Raw genomic sequence first — 15,292 nt, 5'->3', positions numbered from 1 at the left:
TTGATATAAACACAAAAAGCCATGGCGACTGTTGTCGGCTTCGCCTTTTGGGGGTTGGCGGTGACGCCAGTCGGAAAACAAGTTTTCCTCCTTCTCGTCGCCGTCACCCCCAACGCCATGCACGGCATGACGACAACAGCCACCATGGTTCAAAAAGCGGCCGGTGGCCGTAAAAAAAGGCCGCCGTTGGCGGTAAAAAAACAGCAGTTTGTGTATTTCACCTATATGATGACTGCCGATAGAAAATAAGGTAATCCTTTTTTGTACCGGCGTAGCCGGACTTTTTTTTACCGCCAACGGCGGACTTTTTGTATTTGCGGCTATTCAGCCTGCCATCAGGCAGGCGCAGATGGAGGTGTCGGGAAATATCCGAGAGCATGCTCTCAAGATATTTACCGACACACACGGACGCATAGGGCATAGCCCGGAAAAGCCACAAATCTTTTTGTATATTCTTGCGATAGTATATTCAAGGAATATTGACATATACATTACAAGTAACGCCTACGGCTAAGCGCAACTCCGTCAGAGTTGCAAGATTAGTAGGTCGCTTACCCAGGGTAGCGAGCTTCGCCCGCAACCCTGGGCTGGGAAAACGCAACTCCTTCAGAGTTGAGGGCACTGAAAAACTAAAACCCACTATCAAATTGAAAGTTGATGACGGAAAAATAGCTGTTTTACCCTTTATTATCTGTCTATTTTAGCCTTATTTTAGGCGATTTGCAGAAAGAGAAGTTACAAATCGTAAGCATTTTCCGTTTTGGTCATAAAAAAAGGGGACTTTTTCAGTGCCCTCAGAGTTGCCAGGGGTGCGCACCGTCCACAATGGGATAAACATACATGGTTGTAGGGGCGCACATCATCGACAACAAACCAATTATGTATAACCCTTGGGGGCGCATCATCAACGATGGTATAGGCATACATGGTTGTAGGGGCGCACACCATCGACAGCGGACTTAATTATGCATAACCCTTGAGGGCGCATCATCAACGATGAATTATGGCCCGCAAGCAGCAGCAACTCTGGAGGAATTGCCAGGGGTGCGCACCGTCCACAATGGGATAAACATACATGGTTGTAGGGGCGCACATCATCGACAACAAACCAATTATGTATAACCCTTGGGGGCGCATCATCAACGATGAATTATGGCCCACAAGCAGCAGCAACTCTGAAGGAGTTGCGATTACACAGCCCAGGGTTGAGGGGCGAAGCACCTCTACCCTGGGTATGAACACCACCCTACTTAGCTACTCTGTAAGAGTTGCGCTTAGCCGAAGGCGTTATACTCAATCTGTCATTATTGTCCTACACCGTTTTAGCCATAACCCCCAACGCCATGCACGGCATGACGACAACAGCCACTAATCTTTTTGTAGATTTTTATCATTGTGCATCCACCGCAGGAAAGTATTGTCAACGAAGAGGGAATCAACTATAACTATGTAAATCAGCATGTTCCGCCATGTCGTGACCAACCCTACTGCTTCGTGTCATTTGATACGTGGGCTCGTGACTTATGATACGTGGCCGCGTGACTTATGATACGAGCCCACGTATCAGAAGGTACGAGCCAGCCACCACAATCACCACTACATTATTAATATTAGCGGGACTGGCGTTTGCTATGACGAGATAAACCGCCGTCTGCCCAACGCTGGCGCACGTGCCTGCCGAGGTTGTGGGGATATGGAAAAAACTTGGGGAGTGGGTTAACTTGATGGCGAAGCACAATTCGAGGATGGCAAAGCATGAACCGAGTGTGGCAAAGAACGGCACGAGAAAAGCAAAGCACAAACCGAGGATTATGACGCCCAATGTGAGGATAATAAAAACACGAACCGTGAGGGGGTCTTCATCCAGATTCCTCGGGTTCGTGCTCTTGCTTCAAAAAAATTACTAAGTTATTGTATTAATGTGTATGATTTTTGTTGAGAATGTGTAAAGAATATCTATCTGCTTATGCGTATTTCGAATAAATCATATTAAAAACCTTGTTATCATCTGCAGTGATGGGGTCTGTGTGACCTACATAGTTGATGGTTTGGTCTTCGACCTCGCAACAGGCATTGCCAGCGAAGCGGTATACGATATTGCCGTTCTCCTCATAGAAGTTGGGGAAGTAAGCGGCGTTCATCATATCCATGGTGGGATTGAGGCACATACCAAAATCAATGCGGTCGTCGTAGATTACGATGTTGGCAGTTGGATTCTCCGACAGCATGATGCCATTCTCGATGGCCTCAGAAAGGTACATGCACGCCTTACGTGTAATCTTCTTAATCGACGAGTCGACTGTAATGTCCAGATTATCAAATTTAGAATACATTTCCTTAAAGTGGGTTCCTACCCTGTTTTGCTTGATTTTTCTCTTTATGTCTGATACTTTTCTTGCTGGGCTTTCGACCTCAGCGATTGCAAAATTACAGACTGTCGCGCCCACTGCCAAGACTTTTTCACGCGCGCCTATCTCGTTTTTTCTCTTGGCGCCCACAAAGGCTGGAAATATAATAAAAATGCGTACGAATATCATTTTTTTCATATTCTATTTAGTTGCTTTCCTCATGATCAGCAAAGAGACCTCCCGCCAACGACGCCACAACAGCTCCGCTGAACTCATTGATACTATGCGTATTACAACTCGACCTTATCAAACAACATCTAACACGGCGCAAGAGCGCAGCGACGATGCGCCAACTTAGCAACAAGGGCTGCAACAGCGGCTGCCATGCGATTTATGACCACCCTATGGCAATAAAACCACACTGCTGGCGTTATATCTATATACATTATTATATATATAGACTATGACACCAGCATCTGTTGACGCCCCCAAGCCCAAGAGGCTTCTCTTCGTATGTCTCGGCAACATCTGCCGTTCGCCCGCCGCCCATGCCGTAATGGAAGCGATGGTAGCCGAAGCCGGTCTGAACGACCAGATTGAGGTCGACTCGTGTGGCGTCGGCGACTGGCATGTGGGCCAGCTGCCCGACAGCCGTATGCGCCGCCACGGAGCCCGCCGCGGCTACCGTGTAGACCATCATGCCCGCCAGTTCTCGGCAGCCGACTTCGACCGCTTCGACTATATCATCGTGATGGACGAGGGCAACTACCGCGCCATCAGCGCCAAGGCACGCACCCAGGCCCAGGCCGACCGCATCCTGCGCATGAGCGACTACCTCGACGCCGACTGCGGCTACGACTCCGTGCCCGACCCCTACTATGGCGGCGACCGCGACTTCGAACTGGCACTCGACCTCATCGAGCAGGGCTGCCGCCGTCTGCTCAGCCAACTCCAACGACAACTATAACCCACAAAATCATACCCGACCATGCTAAAACGTATCATGCAGTTTATTGCCGCCGCGCTCCTTACCCTTACCGCCGGCACCGATGCCACCGCCCAGACCCTGAAGTTTGACACCCGTGGCGAGTTCAAGATAGTCCAGTTTACCGACCTCCACTACCAGAGCCGCAACCCACGCTCTGCCACCGCCTTGGAGTGCATCGACGCCGTGGTCGGCACCGAGCGTCCCGACCTGGTGGTCTTCACCGGCGACAACATCTACGCGCGTCCTGCCGACACCGCCATGACGCATATCGTAGACCGCATCGAGCGCCACGGCGTGCCCTACGTCATCCTCTTCGGCAACCACGACCACGAGCAGGGCATGACCCTCGCCCAGCTCTACGACATAATCCGCCGCGGACGCCACTGCCTACAGCCCGACCGTGGCAGCGTAGAGTCGCCCGACTATGTGCTCGAGATTGCCGGCAGCAAGAGCGCCGCCCCCGCTGCCCTACTCTACTGCCTCGACTCCCACAGCTACCCCGCCACCAAGCGCCTCGGCACCTACGCCTGGCTCACGCTCGACCAGGTGCAGTGGTATCGCGAGCGCAGCCGTGCCTACACCGCAGCCAACGGCGGGCGCCCGCTCCCAGCCCTCTCCTTCTTCCACATCCCTCTGCCTGAGTTTGCCCAAGCCGCCACCACCGAGGCCAACGTGCTGATAGGCACCCGTATGGAGAAATCGTGCCCCCCGCTGCTCAATAGCGGCATGTTCTGCGCCATGCGCGAGGGAGGCGACGTGATGGGCATCTTCTGCGGTCACGACCACGACAACGACTACACTACCCTCTACCACGACATTCTGTTGGGCTACGGCCGCTTCTCGGGCGGCAACACCGAGTACAACCATCTGCCCGTGGGCGCACGCGTCATCGTGCTCTACGAGGGCCAGCGCCGCTTTGACACCTGGATACGCACCCTCAAGGGCGACCGCCAGAACGTCACCGTCTATCCCGACAGCTATGTCAAGGACGACTGGCGCAAGCGCCCCGTGGAAGAGAAGCGATAGGAAGTATTTTTCTAAGCCAAAAATAAGTTACTGAATTATTCTGTATTAAGCTTCTATTTTTTATCAACGTAATCATGTATGTAAAAACGTAACAGATTGCTGGTAAGATAAAGAAGATGTGGATTCTATATAAGGAGCAAGGATGAATATGACTGAGAATAAAATTGTTGCAAATAATAGTTCGTCCATCGTCCTATATACGACTGATGATGGCAATACCCAACTTGAAGTAAAGTTGGAAAAGGATACCGTGTGGCTTACACAAAACTAAATGGCTGAATTATTCGGAAGAGATCGTACTGTAATAATGCGCCATATAAGAAACATTTTCAAGGAATGTGAATTGGATGAAAATATCACATGTGCAAAATTTGCACATATGGGTGCTGACCAAGATCAAACCTATAGATGCCTATTTTATCTTTTATAAACGACATTATCGGCATAAAATTATCGTCTATAAAAGACAAAACATACAAAAGGAATTTTACTGTGAGAGTAATCATAGCTATTAGTCTATACTTCAACTTGACGAAGCACACTCCTTCAACTGGATGGTAAAACAGGAAACGTGATTTTGCCATCAGAAAAGGAATGTCATAAATAGCAGCAATCTCCAGAACATATACATACGCTCTAATTACGACCTGATAATCATTATTTTCTATCATCAGAATCTATATTGAACAAATCCTAATCGGGTTGGATACCAAGAGAGGAATCCAACCCGATTAGGATTTGCTTTTATGCGGTTTGTGACCCAGATAATAATTAACACAAAGATTCCAATATCCCTTCAGCGGCCTCCCGCCTTGAGGTCATCGTTGTGTATACCGTGGCTTGCGCGCTTGGTAGCCGACTGGCGGAGCGTGCCGAAGCGGTACATAACTGTCAGACCGAAATACTGGCGCTTCACCTGGTTATCCCTTTGCGTATAGAAGTTGGTGCCGTAGGTGGTGGTGCTACGTGTCATCCAACTGCGGGCAAACTCGGTTGCCATGAGCGACAAGGTGAGCCTCTTGTCTTTGAGGAAAGAGCGGGTAAGTCCGATGTTATAGGTCAACAGTGAATTGTTGTTGCCCTGCAACATCACACTGCGGCTGCTGTATGCCACTCTGCCCATGAGTCTCAGGTCACCAGGCAGTCTCACCGAGGTGCTGCCGCTGAGCGAGGTCTGCCATCCGTGGTTGCGCAGTTGGCGCGCGGGATCAGAGAGGTCCAGATAAGACAGGTTGGAATTGATGGTCCAGCTGATGCGGCTGTTCATATTCCATCTAAGATACACATCGAGAGCCGTGCGCTGGGTGCGGCCTATATTCATATAGGTGCTGTAGAGCGCGCCCGGGGCTGCATAGTGCTTGCCTTCGTCAAAGTATTCGCCCCCGTCGCCTATGATGCGGCTCACCTGTTCAATGCCGTTGTCGAGACGACGGTATCCGAGCGACATGTTGAGGTTCAGCCGGCGGGTGAAGTTGCCATAGGTGATTCCGAAGTTGTGGCTGCGCTCGGCATCGAGCTGTCCGTTGCCCTGGGTGATGCGCTGCGGGTTGAGGTCATTGAAGTAGGGGTTCAGATAATAGATGCTGGGGCGCGACAGGCGCATGCCGTATTCGAGGCGCAGCGACTGGTGGGGCCCTACCTTGAAGTTGACCTTCATCGAGGGCACCAGATAGGCATAGTGTCCGCTATAGTCGGCATCGGCACCCATAGCTCCCGAGAGGTAGCGTATGTCCTGGTAGGTGTATTCGTAGCGCAGACCGGGCATGAGGGAGACAGCCGCGCTGTGGTAGGTATAACTGAGATAGGCAGCCAGAATGTCGTTGCGGTTCTTGTAGTGGTTGCTGCGCTGGTCGTTGTAGGCAAAGTCGCCGACAACAATGCGGGCATCGTAGATGTCATTGGTGCTCTCGTTGTTGCGCACAATGTATTTGAGTCCGGTCTCTATGGTGTTGTGTTTGTCTATGGGCGTGGTATAGTCGGCCTGGAGGGTGTGCTCTACGCTCTTGTTGTCGGCGTCGGTGCGGTTGGCATAGAGCTGCAGTTCCTCTATTATGTTAGAAGGCGTATTGTAGACTATCTCATCGTACTGGGTGTTGTTCTTAATCCACTGTGGATTGGTGCTGATCTGGTATGACAGCGTGGTAAGTCGCTGCTTGTTGTATCGCCCCGTACGCTGGTAGTCTATGCCCGCCGTTCCATTGAGAAACGACTCCTTCGCCAAGCTGCTGCGCAGATATGAGTAGGCGAGCTGCGAGCGGTCGCGGTTCCACATCTCGGTGCTGCCCCATACGGGCAGCCGCTGCTGGCTTCCCATCCCCGACAGCGAGAGGGTGAGCAGTTGGAGAGTATCTATCTCGTAACTGGCATTGATGTTGGCAAACTCCGTGCTGCCTCTGCTCTTGTGCCTGCTGGCGGTCTGCTGGTAAGCGCGAGAGTCCGAGGCGTAGTTGTAGGTATGGCTGGCGTTGCTTCCGGTGGGTGTGAGTATGCGGTTATAGTTCATATATCCGTCTATCGAGAAACGGCCTATCTTGGTAGTGGTCGAGAGTCCGGTGACGAAGCCCATGTTGTTGACTGCCCCGTTGAGGTTGGTAAGGTGGCCTTCGTAGCGGCGCTGCATGACGATGTTGATGATGCCGCCTATGCCCTCGGCATCGTATTTGGCTCCCGGCGAGGTGATGACCTCTATGCTCTTGATAAGTTCGGTGGGCAGCGAGCGCAGGATTTCCTTGGGATGGCGCGTCACGGCGGTGCGGCGCCCGTTTTGCAGGATGAGGAAGTTGGTGGTGCCATTCATCTTGATGTTTCCCATGCCGTCGACATCGAGCAGAGGCACCTTGTTGAGTATCTCCGAGGTCATCATGTATTTGGCGTCAGGGTCGGAAGCCACATCGTATGTCAGCTTGTCCACATCCATGGTCACGAGGGGTTTCTGGGCGAGCACCTGTACCTCGTCGAGCAGCCGGGCGTCGTCTGCGAGCAGAATATCGCCCAGGTCGATAAGCGTGTCGGCAGGCGTCATGGTCAGTTTCACCTATGCCGCCTTCTTGCCCAGTACCGAGGCGGTGAGGATGTATCGGGCGTCGGTGGCAGGGAGCGTCAGCGAGAAGACTCCGCCCGTGTCGGTCACGCCTTTCTTGAACGCCACTTTAGGCTGCGACTGCTTTGCCACGATGATGGTGGCTGCCAGCTCGGGCTCGTGGGTAGCCTTGTCGCGTATGGTTCCGGTCACCTGGCACGTGGGCGACTTGGTGTCCTGCGCCATTGTCTGCATCGTAGCCAGCATGGTCACCATTAGGGTGAGCGCCATACAGCGTAGTGCATAGACTGTGTTTCTGAGTGTTAGACTTACCATAGTAGTATCCTTCCTTATATTAGGTGCTGTAAATGTATCTAAAAAATCAATACCCTCCACTTCCTGTTTGTAACATTTAACAGAAACAGGGTGTATATCATGTGTTTTTGAGTTATTTAACGTGCGTATAGCCATAATCTATGTTTCTTTTGACCTCTTATTTATCACTTCGTGTTTTTCTTGGCATTGTCTTCGACTTGCACTATCTTTCCATAAGATAGGCGGCGCCTCAACAATGCCAATTGAAAAAAACTTCGGTTTTTTCTTGGCATTGTCTTCGACTTGCACTATCTTTCCATAAGATAGGCGGCGCCTCAACAATGCCAATTGAAAAAAACTTCGTGTTTTTCTTGGCATTGTCTTCGACTTGCACTATCTTTCCATAAGATAGGCGGCGCCTCAACAATGCCAATTGAAAAAAACTTCGTGTTTTTCTTGGCATTGTCTTCGACTTGCACTATCTTTGCATAAGATAGGCGGCACCTCGGCCATTAAGCGAGCTTATGGCACTCGGGTTTGCACTATCTTTGCAAAAGATAGGCTACGGGCAGGAAGCATAAATCAAAAAACAAGTTTGTTGCTTTGCCCTCCGCCTCGTGTCTCTACCGATACCTGTACCAGTACACATTATTATATATATAACATTAACCAATTTATCAACAAAAACACTTATGGTAAGTAGATTTATCCTTAACGAAGTGTCTTACTTCGGTCCCGGTGCTCGCAAGGAGCTGCCTGGAGTAGTTGCCCGACTGGGTTTCACCAAAGCATTGGTAGTAACAGACAAGGGTCTGATGAAGTTTGGCGTTGCCAAGATGGTGCTCGACGTGCTCGACGAGGCCAACATTCCTTACGCTGTGTATGACGACGTAAAGCCCAACCCCACTGTGACCAACGTGAAGATGGGTGTAGACGCCCTCAAGGCTGCCCAAGCCGATTTCATCGTGGCTATCGGTGGCGGTAGTGCCATGGACACCGCTAAGGGTATCGGTATCGTAAGCAACAACCCCGAATTTGCCGACGTGGTATCGCTCGAAGGCGTGGCCGACACCAAGAAGAAGACCGTGCCAATCATCGCCCTGCCCACCACAGCCGGTACTGCTGCCGAGACTACCATCAACTACGTAATCATCGACGAAACCAAGCAGAAGAAGATGGTCTGCGTAGACCCCAACGACATTCCCTGTGTGGCTATCGTTGATGCCGAGCTGATGTACTCGCTGCCTAAGAGCCTCACCGCCGCTACCGGTATGGATGCCATGACCCACGCCATCGAAGGTCTAATCACCAAGGGTGCCTGGGAACTGAGCGATATGTTTGAAATCAAAGCCATCAATATGATTCACCGCTACCTGCCCGTAGCCGTAGAAGACCCCACCAACCCCGAGGGCCGCAACGGTATGGCCGTAGCCCAGTATGTGGCTGGTATGGCTTTCTCTAACGTAGGTCTGGGTGTAGACCACGGCATGGCTCACCCCATGTCGGCTCTGCACGATGTGCCCCACGGTGTGGCTTGTGCCATCCTGTTGCCTACAGTAATGCGTTTCAACGCTCCTGCCGCTCTCGACAAGTATGTAGACATCGCCAAGGCGCTCGATGTATACACTCCGGGTATGACCAAGGAAGAGGCTGCCGACGCTGCATGCACCGAGATTGAGAACCTGAGCCGCCGCGTGGGCATCCCTGCCCATCTGTCTGACCTGGGTATCACCGAGGCCGACATCGACGCACTCGCCGACCAGGCTATCGCCGACGTATGTACTCCGGGCAACCCCCGCGAGGTGACACGCGACGACATTGTGGCCCTCTACAAGAGCATCTTGTAATACAAGACACTTATAATCTTCAAGGTTTACGGCATCTGTCTCCATGGCAGATGCCGTATTTTTTTGCTGGGTCAACAGGGATAAAGCATCAACGGCAACACCAGTAGCTCTGGAGGCTCTGGTGTTGCCGTTGGCTATGCGTATCAGTGCCGACAGCCGAGGCTTATGCCGCGAGGGCTCGCCGGCAGCCGCAGCTGGACTGTCAAAGAGGCAAGGCACTTGCTCCGTCCTTGAACTCAGCGAAGAAGGGACGGTAGTTGCCCTCGGGATTGTGGGGACGGTGGGCGTTGTGGTCGTCGATGATGGCAAAGGTGATGTAGCGGAACTTCTGGTAGAACTCTGGTTCTGAGAGCACCTCGTGGAAGAGTCGCGCCACATGGGCAGGCGGATTGCAGAAGGCTCCACAGCCCAAAGCGCCCAGCACAAGGGCATCGTGATGATGCGCAAGTCCTATGCGCAGGATGGTACGTATCTTGTCGCAGATGGCAGGCACATGGTGGGGCGCTATCAGTCCGTCGGGGGTGAGGTCGGGACGGTTCTTGCCTGCCACAGAGATGAAGTCCATGCTCACAGGCTCTGCCATAAGGCGGTAGCCCTGGTCTTCGCTCTCGCGGAAGATGGTGGCACCGGGAGTATAGATGCCGCCAAAGTGACTGTCGAGGGGATAGTGATGGGACGAAGGCGGCAGGCCATAGACCTTGGCAAGCGGCGAGAAACGGTAGAGCGAACGATAGAGATCGGTACGGCGGAAGAGCGTCTCTTCCTGGGCAGCGGCACCATTGTCTACCCCACCGCCGGGATGGTGGCGGTTGGCCATATTGAGCACGGCGGGGGTATAGCCGTCGGCCTTGAGGCGCATGGCCACGGCGAGGCAGTCGTCGTTGACCACCTCGATGCAGGTCTCGTCGGCAGTGGGCGCATCGGTCTCTATCTCGTGGTCATAGTAGACCGTGGCGTTCATCATCTCCGCTCCGTCACCAAGTTCCACGCGCTTGCCGTCCTCGGTGGTGTAGTGGCCCTGGGTCACCAGGTCGATGGTGTTGCGATAGACCTTGGTGCGCAGACCCTTAATCTGATAGTATGCCTCACGGTCGCCGTTCTTCATACACCCCTTGAGATGGCGGTAAGACTGGAGGAAGTCGGTCTCGGCCTGCCATCCGTGGTCGGGGGTGCAGGTGGCGTGGATGACGTCTACAAAGTCCTTGGGCAGTATCACGTTCTCCATGTCTATGGCTGCGGCAAAGAGGGGCGCTATCTCGCTGACGGGGAGTCCGGCTATGCCACAGGCTATGCGGGTGACCAGGAAGGTAAGCTCGCTGTGCTCGGCGGCAAAGGCAATAAACTGGTCTACATAAGGCTTGATGGTCTCGGCACCTCCCTGCATGGTGGGTATGGCATAGCTCTGTCCCTGCAGGCCTACGCCCTGGCCCCATACGGCTCCGAAGGCGTCGAGGGCGGTACGGGCTGCGCCTCCGCCATGAAAACCAGAAAGATTGCTGCCGAAAACAAAAATCTCATTATCCTCGAGTCGGGTAATGAAATGTGGGGTAAATCTGCGATTGTACATAATCAAGTCCTCCTTAATCTTTAATCACCACAAAGCTACTAAAAAATAATGAGTATCAAAACGATAATCACTTTTTTTTTGTAATTTTGCAGCCTGTAGCAAGAACAGATTATCCTATGACCAAACGCCATCCACTCCTCCCACATTATTATAAAGACTGCATCGAGGCCGGCTGCGACGAGGCTGGCCGTGGCTGCCTTGCCGGCAGTGTCTATGCCGCTGCGGTGATACTGCCTGCCGACTATGACAATCCCGACCTCAACGACTCGAAGCAGATGAGCCACAGCCGTAGGTATGCACTGCGTCAGCAGATTATGGACGACGCCGTGGCCTGGGCTGTGGGCGTGGTCACCCCGGAGGAAATAGACCAAATCAACATCCTCAACGCCAGCATCCTGGCTATGCACCGCGCCCTGGACCAGCTCGGCGTGAGACCCGAAGCCGTCATCGTCGACGGCAACCGCTTCAAGCCCTACGGCAACCTGCCCTACACCACCATCGTCAAGGGCGACGGCAAATACCAGGCCATCGCCGCCGCCAGCATCCTGGCCAAGACCTTCCGCGACGACTATATGGACGCCCTCGACGACGAGTGTCCGCAGTATGGCTGGCGACGCAACAAGGGCTACCCCACCCGCGAGCACCGCGAGGCCATACGCCAGCACGGCATCACCCCCTATCACCGTCGCAGTTACAACCTCACCGGGCAGGAACTGCCCCTACCATTCGATGATTAGCCCCTCGGAGAGGGCAATTACTGACAAAATGCACGATATTGGGTAAAATATCGTGCATTTTGTTTGCCAGTATCAATAGAAAAGCGTAATTTTGTTGAGTTAATCGTAACCAACACTTTTACAAGATATGGAGAAAGTAGATAAACTGGATAAAAAGATACTGGGTATCTTATCCACCAACGCCCGTATGCCCTTCAAGGATGTGGCAGCCGAGTGCGGCGTGTCGCGTGCAGCCGTTCACCAGCGCGTACAGCATCTGATAGACAACGGAGTGATTACCGGTAGCGGTTTCTATGTCAACCCCAAAAGTCTGGGCTATACCACCTGCACCTACGTGGGCATCAACCTCGAGCGCGGAAGCATGTACAAGGAGGTAGTGTCGCGCCTGCTGTGCATACCCGAGATTGTGGAGTGTCACTTCACCACTGGCTCATACACCATGTTGCTGAAACTCTACGCCCGCGACAACGAGCAGCTCATGGACCTGCTCAACAACAAGCTGCAGACCATCCCCGGCGTGGTGTCGACAGAGACCCTCATCTCGCTCGAGCAGAGCATCAAGCGCGAGATAACCATCCAGCCCGACGAGGTCTGACCCGACAGTCCAGACAGTGGTGCCACAACCACAGTAAGTATTTGTTTATGCCTATCTGATAATAATGGAACATTTCGATTTGGAGGCCCATCTCCAGAAGATATATACTGCCTATCCCGAGGGTGAAAGCCGTCCGGTGATAGGCATTACTGCAAATTATAGTCAGGGCGACGCCACGCTGCGCGACCGCTACTACCGCCAGGTAGAGGTTGCCGGCGGCATTCCCGTCATCATCCCGCCCATCGCCGACCGCCATATCCTCGCGGGAACGCTGGACCGCATCGACGGACTGTTGCTCACGGGTGGCGGAGACTACAACCCGCTCTGGACGGGCGAAGAGCCACAGCCGCAGCTGGGCAACATCAACGCCGAGCGCGACCTGCCCGAACTGCTCATCACCCGCCTGGCATTCAACCGCCAGCTACCCATGCTCGGCATCTGCCGCGGCATGCAGACACTCGCCATCGCCCTCGGTGGAAGTGTAGCGCAGCATGCCGAGATGCAGCTCAAGCACTCGCAAGACGCCGACCGACAGGAGCCCACCCACTCGGTGACCATCGGGAAGGGCTCGATGCTCAGCGCCATCTACGCTGAAGAGCGGATATACGTCAACTCGTTCCACCACCAGGCGGTGACAGCCGGCGGACCCCACATGACCGTCACGGCGACAGCGGCCGACGGAGTGGTAGAGGCCATAGAGAGCAGCGAGCAGAAAGGCATCATCGGCGTGCAGTGGCATCCCGAATGGCTTGGAGCCGACGGACTGCCGCTATTCCAATGGCTCACCCGCCGGGCAAGCCTCTTCGCCGAAGCCAAGAACGTACACCGACGTACCCTCACCCTCGACTCCCACTGCGACACGCCCATGTTCTTCCCGCAAGGGGTGGACTTCGGCACCCGCGACCCTCGCATCCTCGTAGACCTGCACAAGATGACAGACGGACGGCTCGACGCCACCACCATGGTGGCGTATCTGCCCCAACCCAAGCCCGGACAGAACTTTGCCGAGATAGCCCCGCTGCCTGCCGGTTCGCCCCATGAGTATGCCGACATGATATTCGACCGCATCGACGAAATCCTCGGCGCCCATCCCGACGCCGTACGCCGCGCCAGAAACCCGCAAGAACTGTGGCAGAACAAGCAAGACGGGGTGAAATCTATCATGACGGGCATTGAAAACGGTCTCGCCATCGAGCACGACCTCAGCCATCTGCGCCACTTTGCCCACCGTGGCATCGTCTATGTCACCCTCTGCCACAACGGCGACAACGACATCTGCGACTCGGCCCGCGGCACAGCCACCCATGGCGGCGTGAGCCCCTGGGGAGCAGAGGTGATAGCCGAGATGAACCGCCTGGGGCTTATGGTCGACCTCTCCCACGCTGCCGAGACCAGCTTCTACGACGCCCTCGACCTCAGCGCCACGCCCATCGTGTGCAGCCACAGCAACTGCAAGGCCCTCTGCGACGTGCCGCGCAACCTGACCGACGACCAGCTGCGTGCCCTCGCCCGCAAGGGTGGCGTGGCACAGATTACGCTGTACCACGGATTTCTGCGCAACGAGGCCGAAGCCACCATCACCGACGCCGTAGCCCATCTGCAACACGCCATCGACGTGATGGGCATAGACCACGTGGGCATAGGCACCGACTTCGACGGCGACGGCGGAGTGAGAGGCATAGCCGATGCCTCAGAGGCGATACTCTTCACCGAGCAGCTGCTCGCCAAGCGCTTCAGCCGCGAAGACATCGCCAAGATATGGGGCGGCAACTGGCTGCGCGTGATGAACCAAGTACAACAATACAACAAAGGACAATGATGACCAGAAAAATGAAGATGATAATAGGAGGAGCGACCGCCGCCGTGGTGGTTGCCATCGCTGCCGTCGGCATGAACACCGGATGGGGACATGCCGACAGCATAGACATGGAAGAAAGTATGGACAAGATAGACCCCGTGGGTCCCGCGTTCAGCGCCGACAGTGCCTACGCCTTCACCCAGGCCCAGTGTGACTTTGGCCCAAGAGCCATGAACACCGAGGGCCATGACCGCTGTGCGCAGTGGATAGAGAAGAAGTTTGAAGAGTATGGCTGCCAGCTGGAGATACAGCAAGCCGATGTGACGGGATATGACGGCACCACGCTCAAATGCCGCAATATCATAGCCCGGTCGCATCCCGAGCGCTCCACACGCATCATGCTCTGCGCCCACTGGGACAGCCGCCCTTGGGCAGACAATGACCCCGACTCCACCAATTGGCGCAAGCCCATCCTCGCTGCCAACGACGCCGCCAGCGGTGTGGCTGTGATGCTCGAGGTGGCTCGCCTCATCCACCGCGACACCACCCTCAACATCGGAGTAGACTTCGTGTGCTTCGACGCCGAAGACTGGGGCACCCCGCAGTGGATCAACAGCGGCGACAGCGAGAGTACATGGGCGCTGGGTGCCCAGCACTTCGCCAGCCATCTCCCCGACGGCTTCGAGGTGCGCTACGCCATCCTGCTCGACATGGTAGGCGGCGAGGGAGCACGCTTCTACAAGGAGGGAATGTCAATGCAGTTTGCGCCGGAGATAGTCAAGAAGGTATGGCGGGCAGCCCGCAAGGCCGGCTATGGCAACTTCTTCCCCCGTCAGGAGGGAGGTATGGTCACCGACGACCACATCCCACTCAACCAGACGGCACGTATACCCACGATAGACATCATCCCCTTCTACCCCGACTGCGCCCAGAGCAGTTTCGGACCCACGTGGCACACGCTGAACGACAACATGCAGCACATCAGCCGCAACACCCTCAAAGCCGTGGGACAGACGATGATTCAGGTCATCTACACCGAAGAGTAAACTATC

General features: G+C 54.3%; 12 protein-coding genes and 1 pseudogene. 8 read left to right on the top strand and 5 right to left on the bottom strand.

The genetic code is table 11. The features are described from left to right. Window positions 1-21 precede the first annotated feature (21 nt). Window positions 22-249 (top strand): hypothetical protein, encoded by a 228-nt coding sequence (locus tag CIK87_RS02700; RefSeq protein ID WP_094385241.1) that lies wholly within the window; start codon window positions 22-24, stop codon window positions 247-249. Between the two features lie 1,715 nt (window positions 250-1,964). Here CIK87_RS02700 and CIK87_RS13885 read toward each other — a convergent pair. Further along, window positions 1,965-2,333, bottom strand: a complete 369-nt coding sequence (locus tag CIK87_RS13885) for a hypothetical protein (protein WP_144007657.1) — start codon at window positions 2,331-2,333, stop codon at window positions 1,965-1,967. Window positions 2,334-2,811: 478 nt separating this feature from the next. On the opposite strand from CIK87_RS13885, the gene CIK87_RS02685 reads away from it, so the two are divergent. Beyond that, complete coding sequence (locus tag CIK87_RS02685; RefSeq protein ID WP_022310561.1) at window positions 2,812-3,315, top strand: low molecular weight protein-tyrosine-phosphatase; 504 nt, start codon at window positions 2,812-2,814, stop codon at window positions 3,313-3,315. A 21-nt stretch (window positions 3,316-3,336) separates the two neighbouring features. Then, window positions 3,337-4,362, top strand: coding sequence for a metallophosphoesterase family protein (locus CIK87_RS02680; protein WP_254046497.1), 1,026 nt, complete (start codon window positions 3,337-3,339; stop codon window positions 4,360-4,362). A 796-nt stretch (window positions 4,363-5,158) separates the two neighbouring features. Here the strand turns inward: CIK87_RS02680 and CIK87_RS02670 are convergent. Together CIK87_RS02670 and CIK87_RS02665 are read right to left on the bottom strand one after the other, a co-directional pair. Then, window positions 5,159-7,396, bottom strand: a complete 2,238-nt coding sequence (locus CIK87_RS02670; protein WP_094385232.1) for an outer membrane beta-barrel family protein — start codon at window positions 7,394-7,396, stop codon at window positions 5,159-5,161. Continuing rightward, window positions 7,397-7,717, bottom strand: coding sequence for a carboxypeptidase-like regulatory domain-containing protein (locus CIK87_RS02665; protein WP_144007656.1), 321 nt, complete (start codon window positions 7,715-7,717; stop codon window positions 7,397-7,399). Between the two features lie 671 nt (window positions 7,718-8,388). On the opposite strand from CIK87_RS02665, the gene fucO reads away from it, so the two are divergent. Continuing rightward, a complete protein-coding gene (gene fucO, locus CIK87_RS02660; RefSeq protein WP_094385228.1) occupies window positions 8,389-9,543 on the top strand; it encodes a lactaldehyde reductase in 1,155 nt (384 codons plus the stop codon). Between the two features lie 202 nt (window positions 9,544-9,745). Here the strand turns inward: fucO and CIK87_RS14220 are convergent, their stop codons facing one another. Together CIK87_RS14220 and CIK87_RS14610 are read right to left on the bottom strand one after the other, a co-directional pair. After that, entirely contained in the window at window positions 9,746-10,648 is a 903-nt protein-coding gene (locus CIK87_RS14220) for a TIGR02452 family protein (protein ID WP_254046499.1), read from the bottom strand. 78 nt (window positions 10,649-10,726) lie between these two features. Continuing rightward, a pseudogene (locus CIK87_RS14610) lies at window positions 10,727-11,110 on the bottom strand (hypothetical protein); the annotation flags it as partial. A gap of 116 nt (window positions 11,111-11,226) precedes the next feature. Here CIK87_RS14610 and CIK87_RS02650 point away from each other — a divergent pair. The 4 genes from CIK87_RS02650 (at window position 11,227) to CIK87_RS02635 (ending at window position 15,286) form a co-directional block, all read left to right on the top strand. Next, on the top strand, window positions 11,227-11,847 hold the full coding sequence (locus CIK87_RS02650) for a ribonuclease HII (RefSeq protein WP_094385226.1): 621 nt from the start codon (window positions 11,227-11,229) through the stop codon (window positions 11,845-11,847). Window positions 11,848-11,974: 127 nt separating this feature from the next. Then, window positions 11,975-12,442, top strand: a complete 468-nt coding sequence (locus CIK87_RS02645; protein ID WP_094385224.1) for an Lrp/AsnC family transcriptional regulator — start codon at window positions 11,975-11,977, stop codon at window positions 12,440-12,442. A 64-nt stretch (window positions 12,443-12,506) separates the two neighbouring features. Then, entirely contained in the window at window positions 12,507-14,261 is a 1,755-nt protein-coding gene (locus tag CIK87_RS02640; protein ID WP_094385222.1) for a membrane dipeptidase, read from the top strand. After that, window positions 14,261-15,286, top strand: coding sequence for a M28 family peptidase (locus tag CIK87_RS02635; RefSeq protein WP_094385364.1), 1,026 nt, complete (start codon window positions 14,261-14,263; stop codon window positions 15,284-15,286). Before CIK87_RS02640 ends, CIK87_RS02635 begins: the two co-directional genes overlap by 1 nt. Window positions 15,287-15,292: the final 6 nt, after the last annotated feature.

It is taken from the genome of Prevotella sp. P5-64, assembly GCF_002251285.1.
Lineage (GTDB): Bacteria > Bacteroidota > Bacteroidia > Bacteroidales > Bacteroidaceae > Prevotella.
Note: the sequence above shows the minus strand (reverse complement) of the source record. Positions and strands in the feature narration are given on the sequence as shown.

Bases quoted from the DNA above. Each gene is read 5' to 3' on its own strand.
- CIK87_RS14220 (WP_254046499.1), bottom strand. From the start codon at position 10,648: ATGAAGAACGGCGACCGTGAGGCATACTATCAGATTAAGGGTCTGCGC.
- CIK87_RS02680 (WP_254046497.1), top strand. From the start codon at position 3,337: ATGCTAAAACGTATCATGCAGTTTATTGCCGCCGCGCTCCTTACCCTT.
- CIK87_RS02650 (WP_094385226.1), top strand. From the start codon at position 11,227: ATGACCAAACGCCATCCACTCCTCCCACATTATTATAAAGACTGCATC.
- CIK87_RS02685 (WP_022310561.1), top strand. From the start codon at position 2,812: ATGACACCAGCATCTGTTGACGCCCCCAAGCCCAAGAGGCTTCTCTTC.
- fucO (WP_094385228.1), top strand. From the start codon at position 8,389: ATGGTAAGTAGATTTATCCTTAACGAAGTGTCTTACTTCGGTCCCGGT.
- CIK87_RS02635 (WP_094385364.1), top strand. From the start codon at position 14,261: ATGACCAGAAAAATGAAGATGATAATAGGAGGAGCGACCGCCGCCGTG.
- CIK87_RS02640 (WP_094385222.1), top strand. From the start codon at position 12,507: ATGGAACATTTCGATTTGGAGGCCCATCTCCAGAAGATATATACTGCC.
- CIK87_RS02645 (WP_094385224.1), top strand. From the start codon at position 11,975: ATGGAGAAAGTAGATAAACTGGATAAAAAGATACTGGGTATCTTATCC.
- CIK87_RS02700 (WP_094385241.1), top strand. From the start codon at position 22: ATGGCGACTGTTGTCGGCTTCGCCTTTTGGGGGTTGGCGGTGACGCCA.
- CIK87_RS13885 (WP_144007657.1), bottom strand. From the start codon at position 2,333: ATGTATTCTAAATTTGATAATCTGGACATTACAGTCGACTCGTCGATT.
- CIK87_RS02665 (WP_144007656.1), bottom strand. From the start codon at position 7,717: ATGGTAAGTCTAACACTCAGAAACACAGTCTATGCACTACGCTGTATG.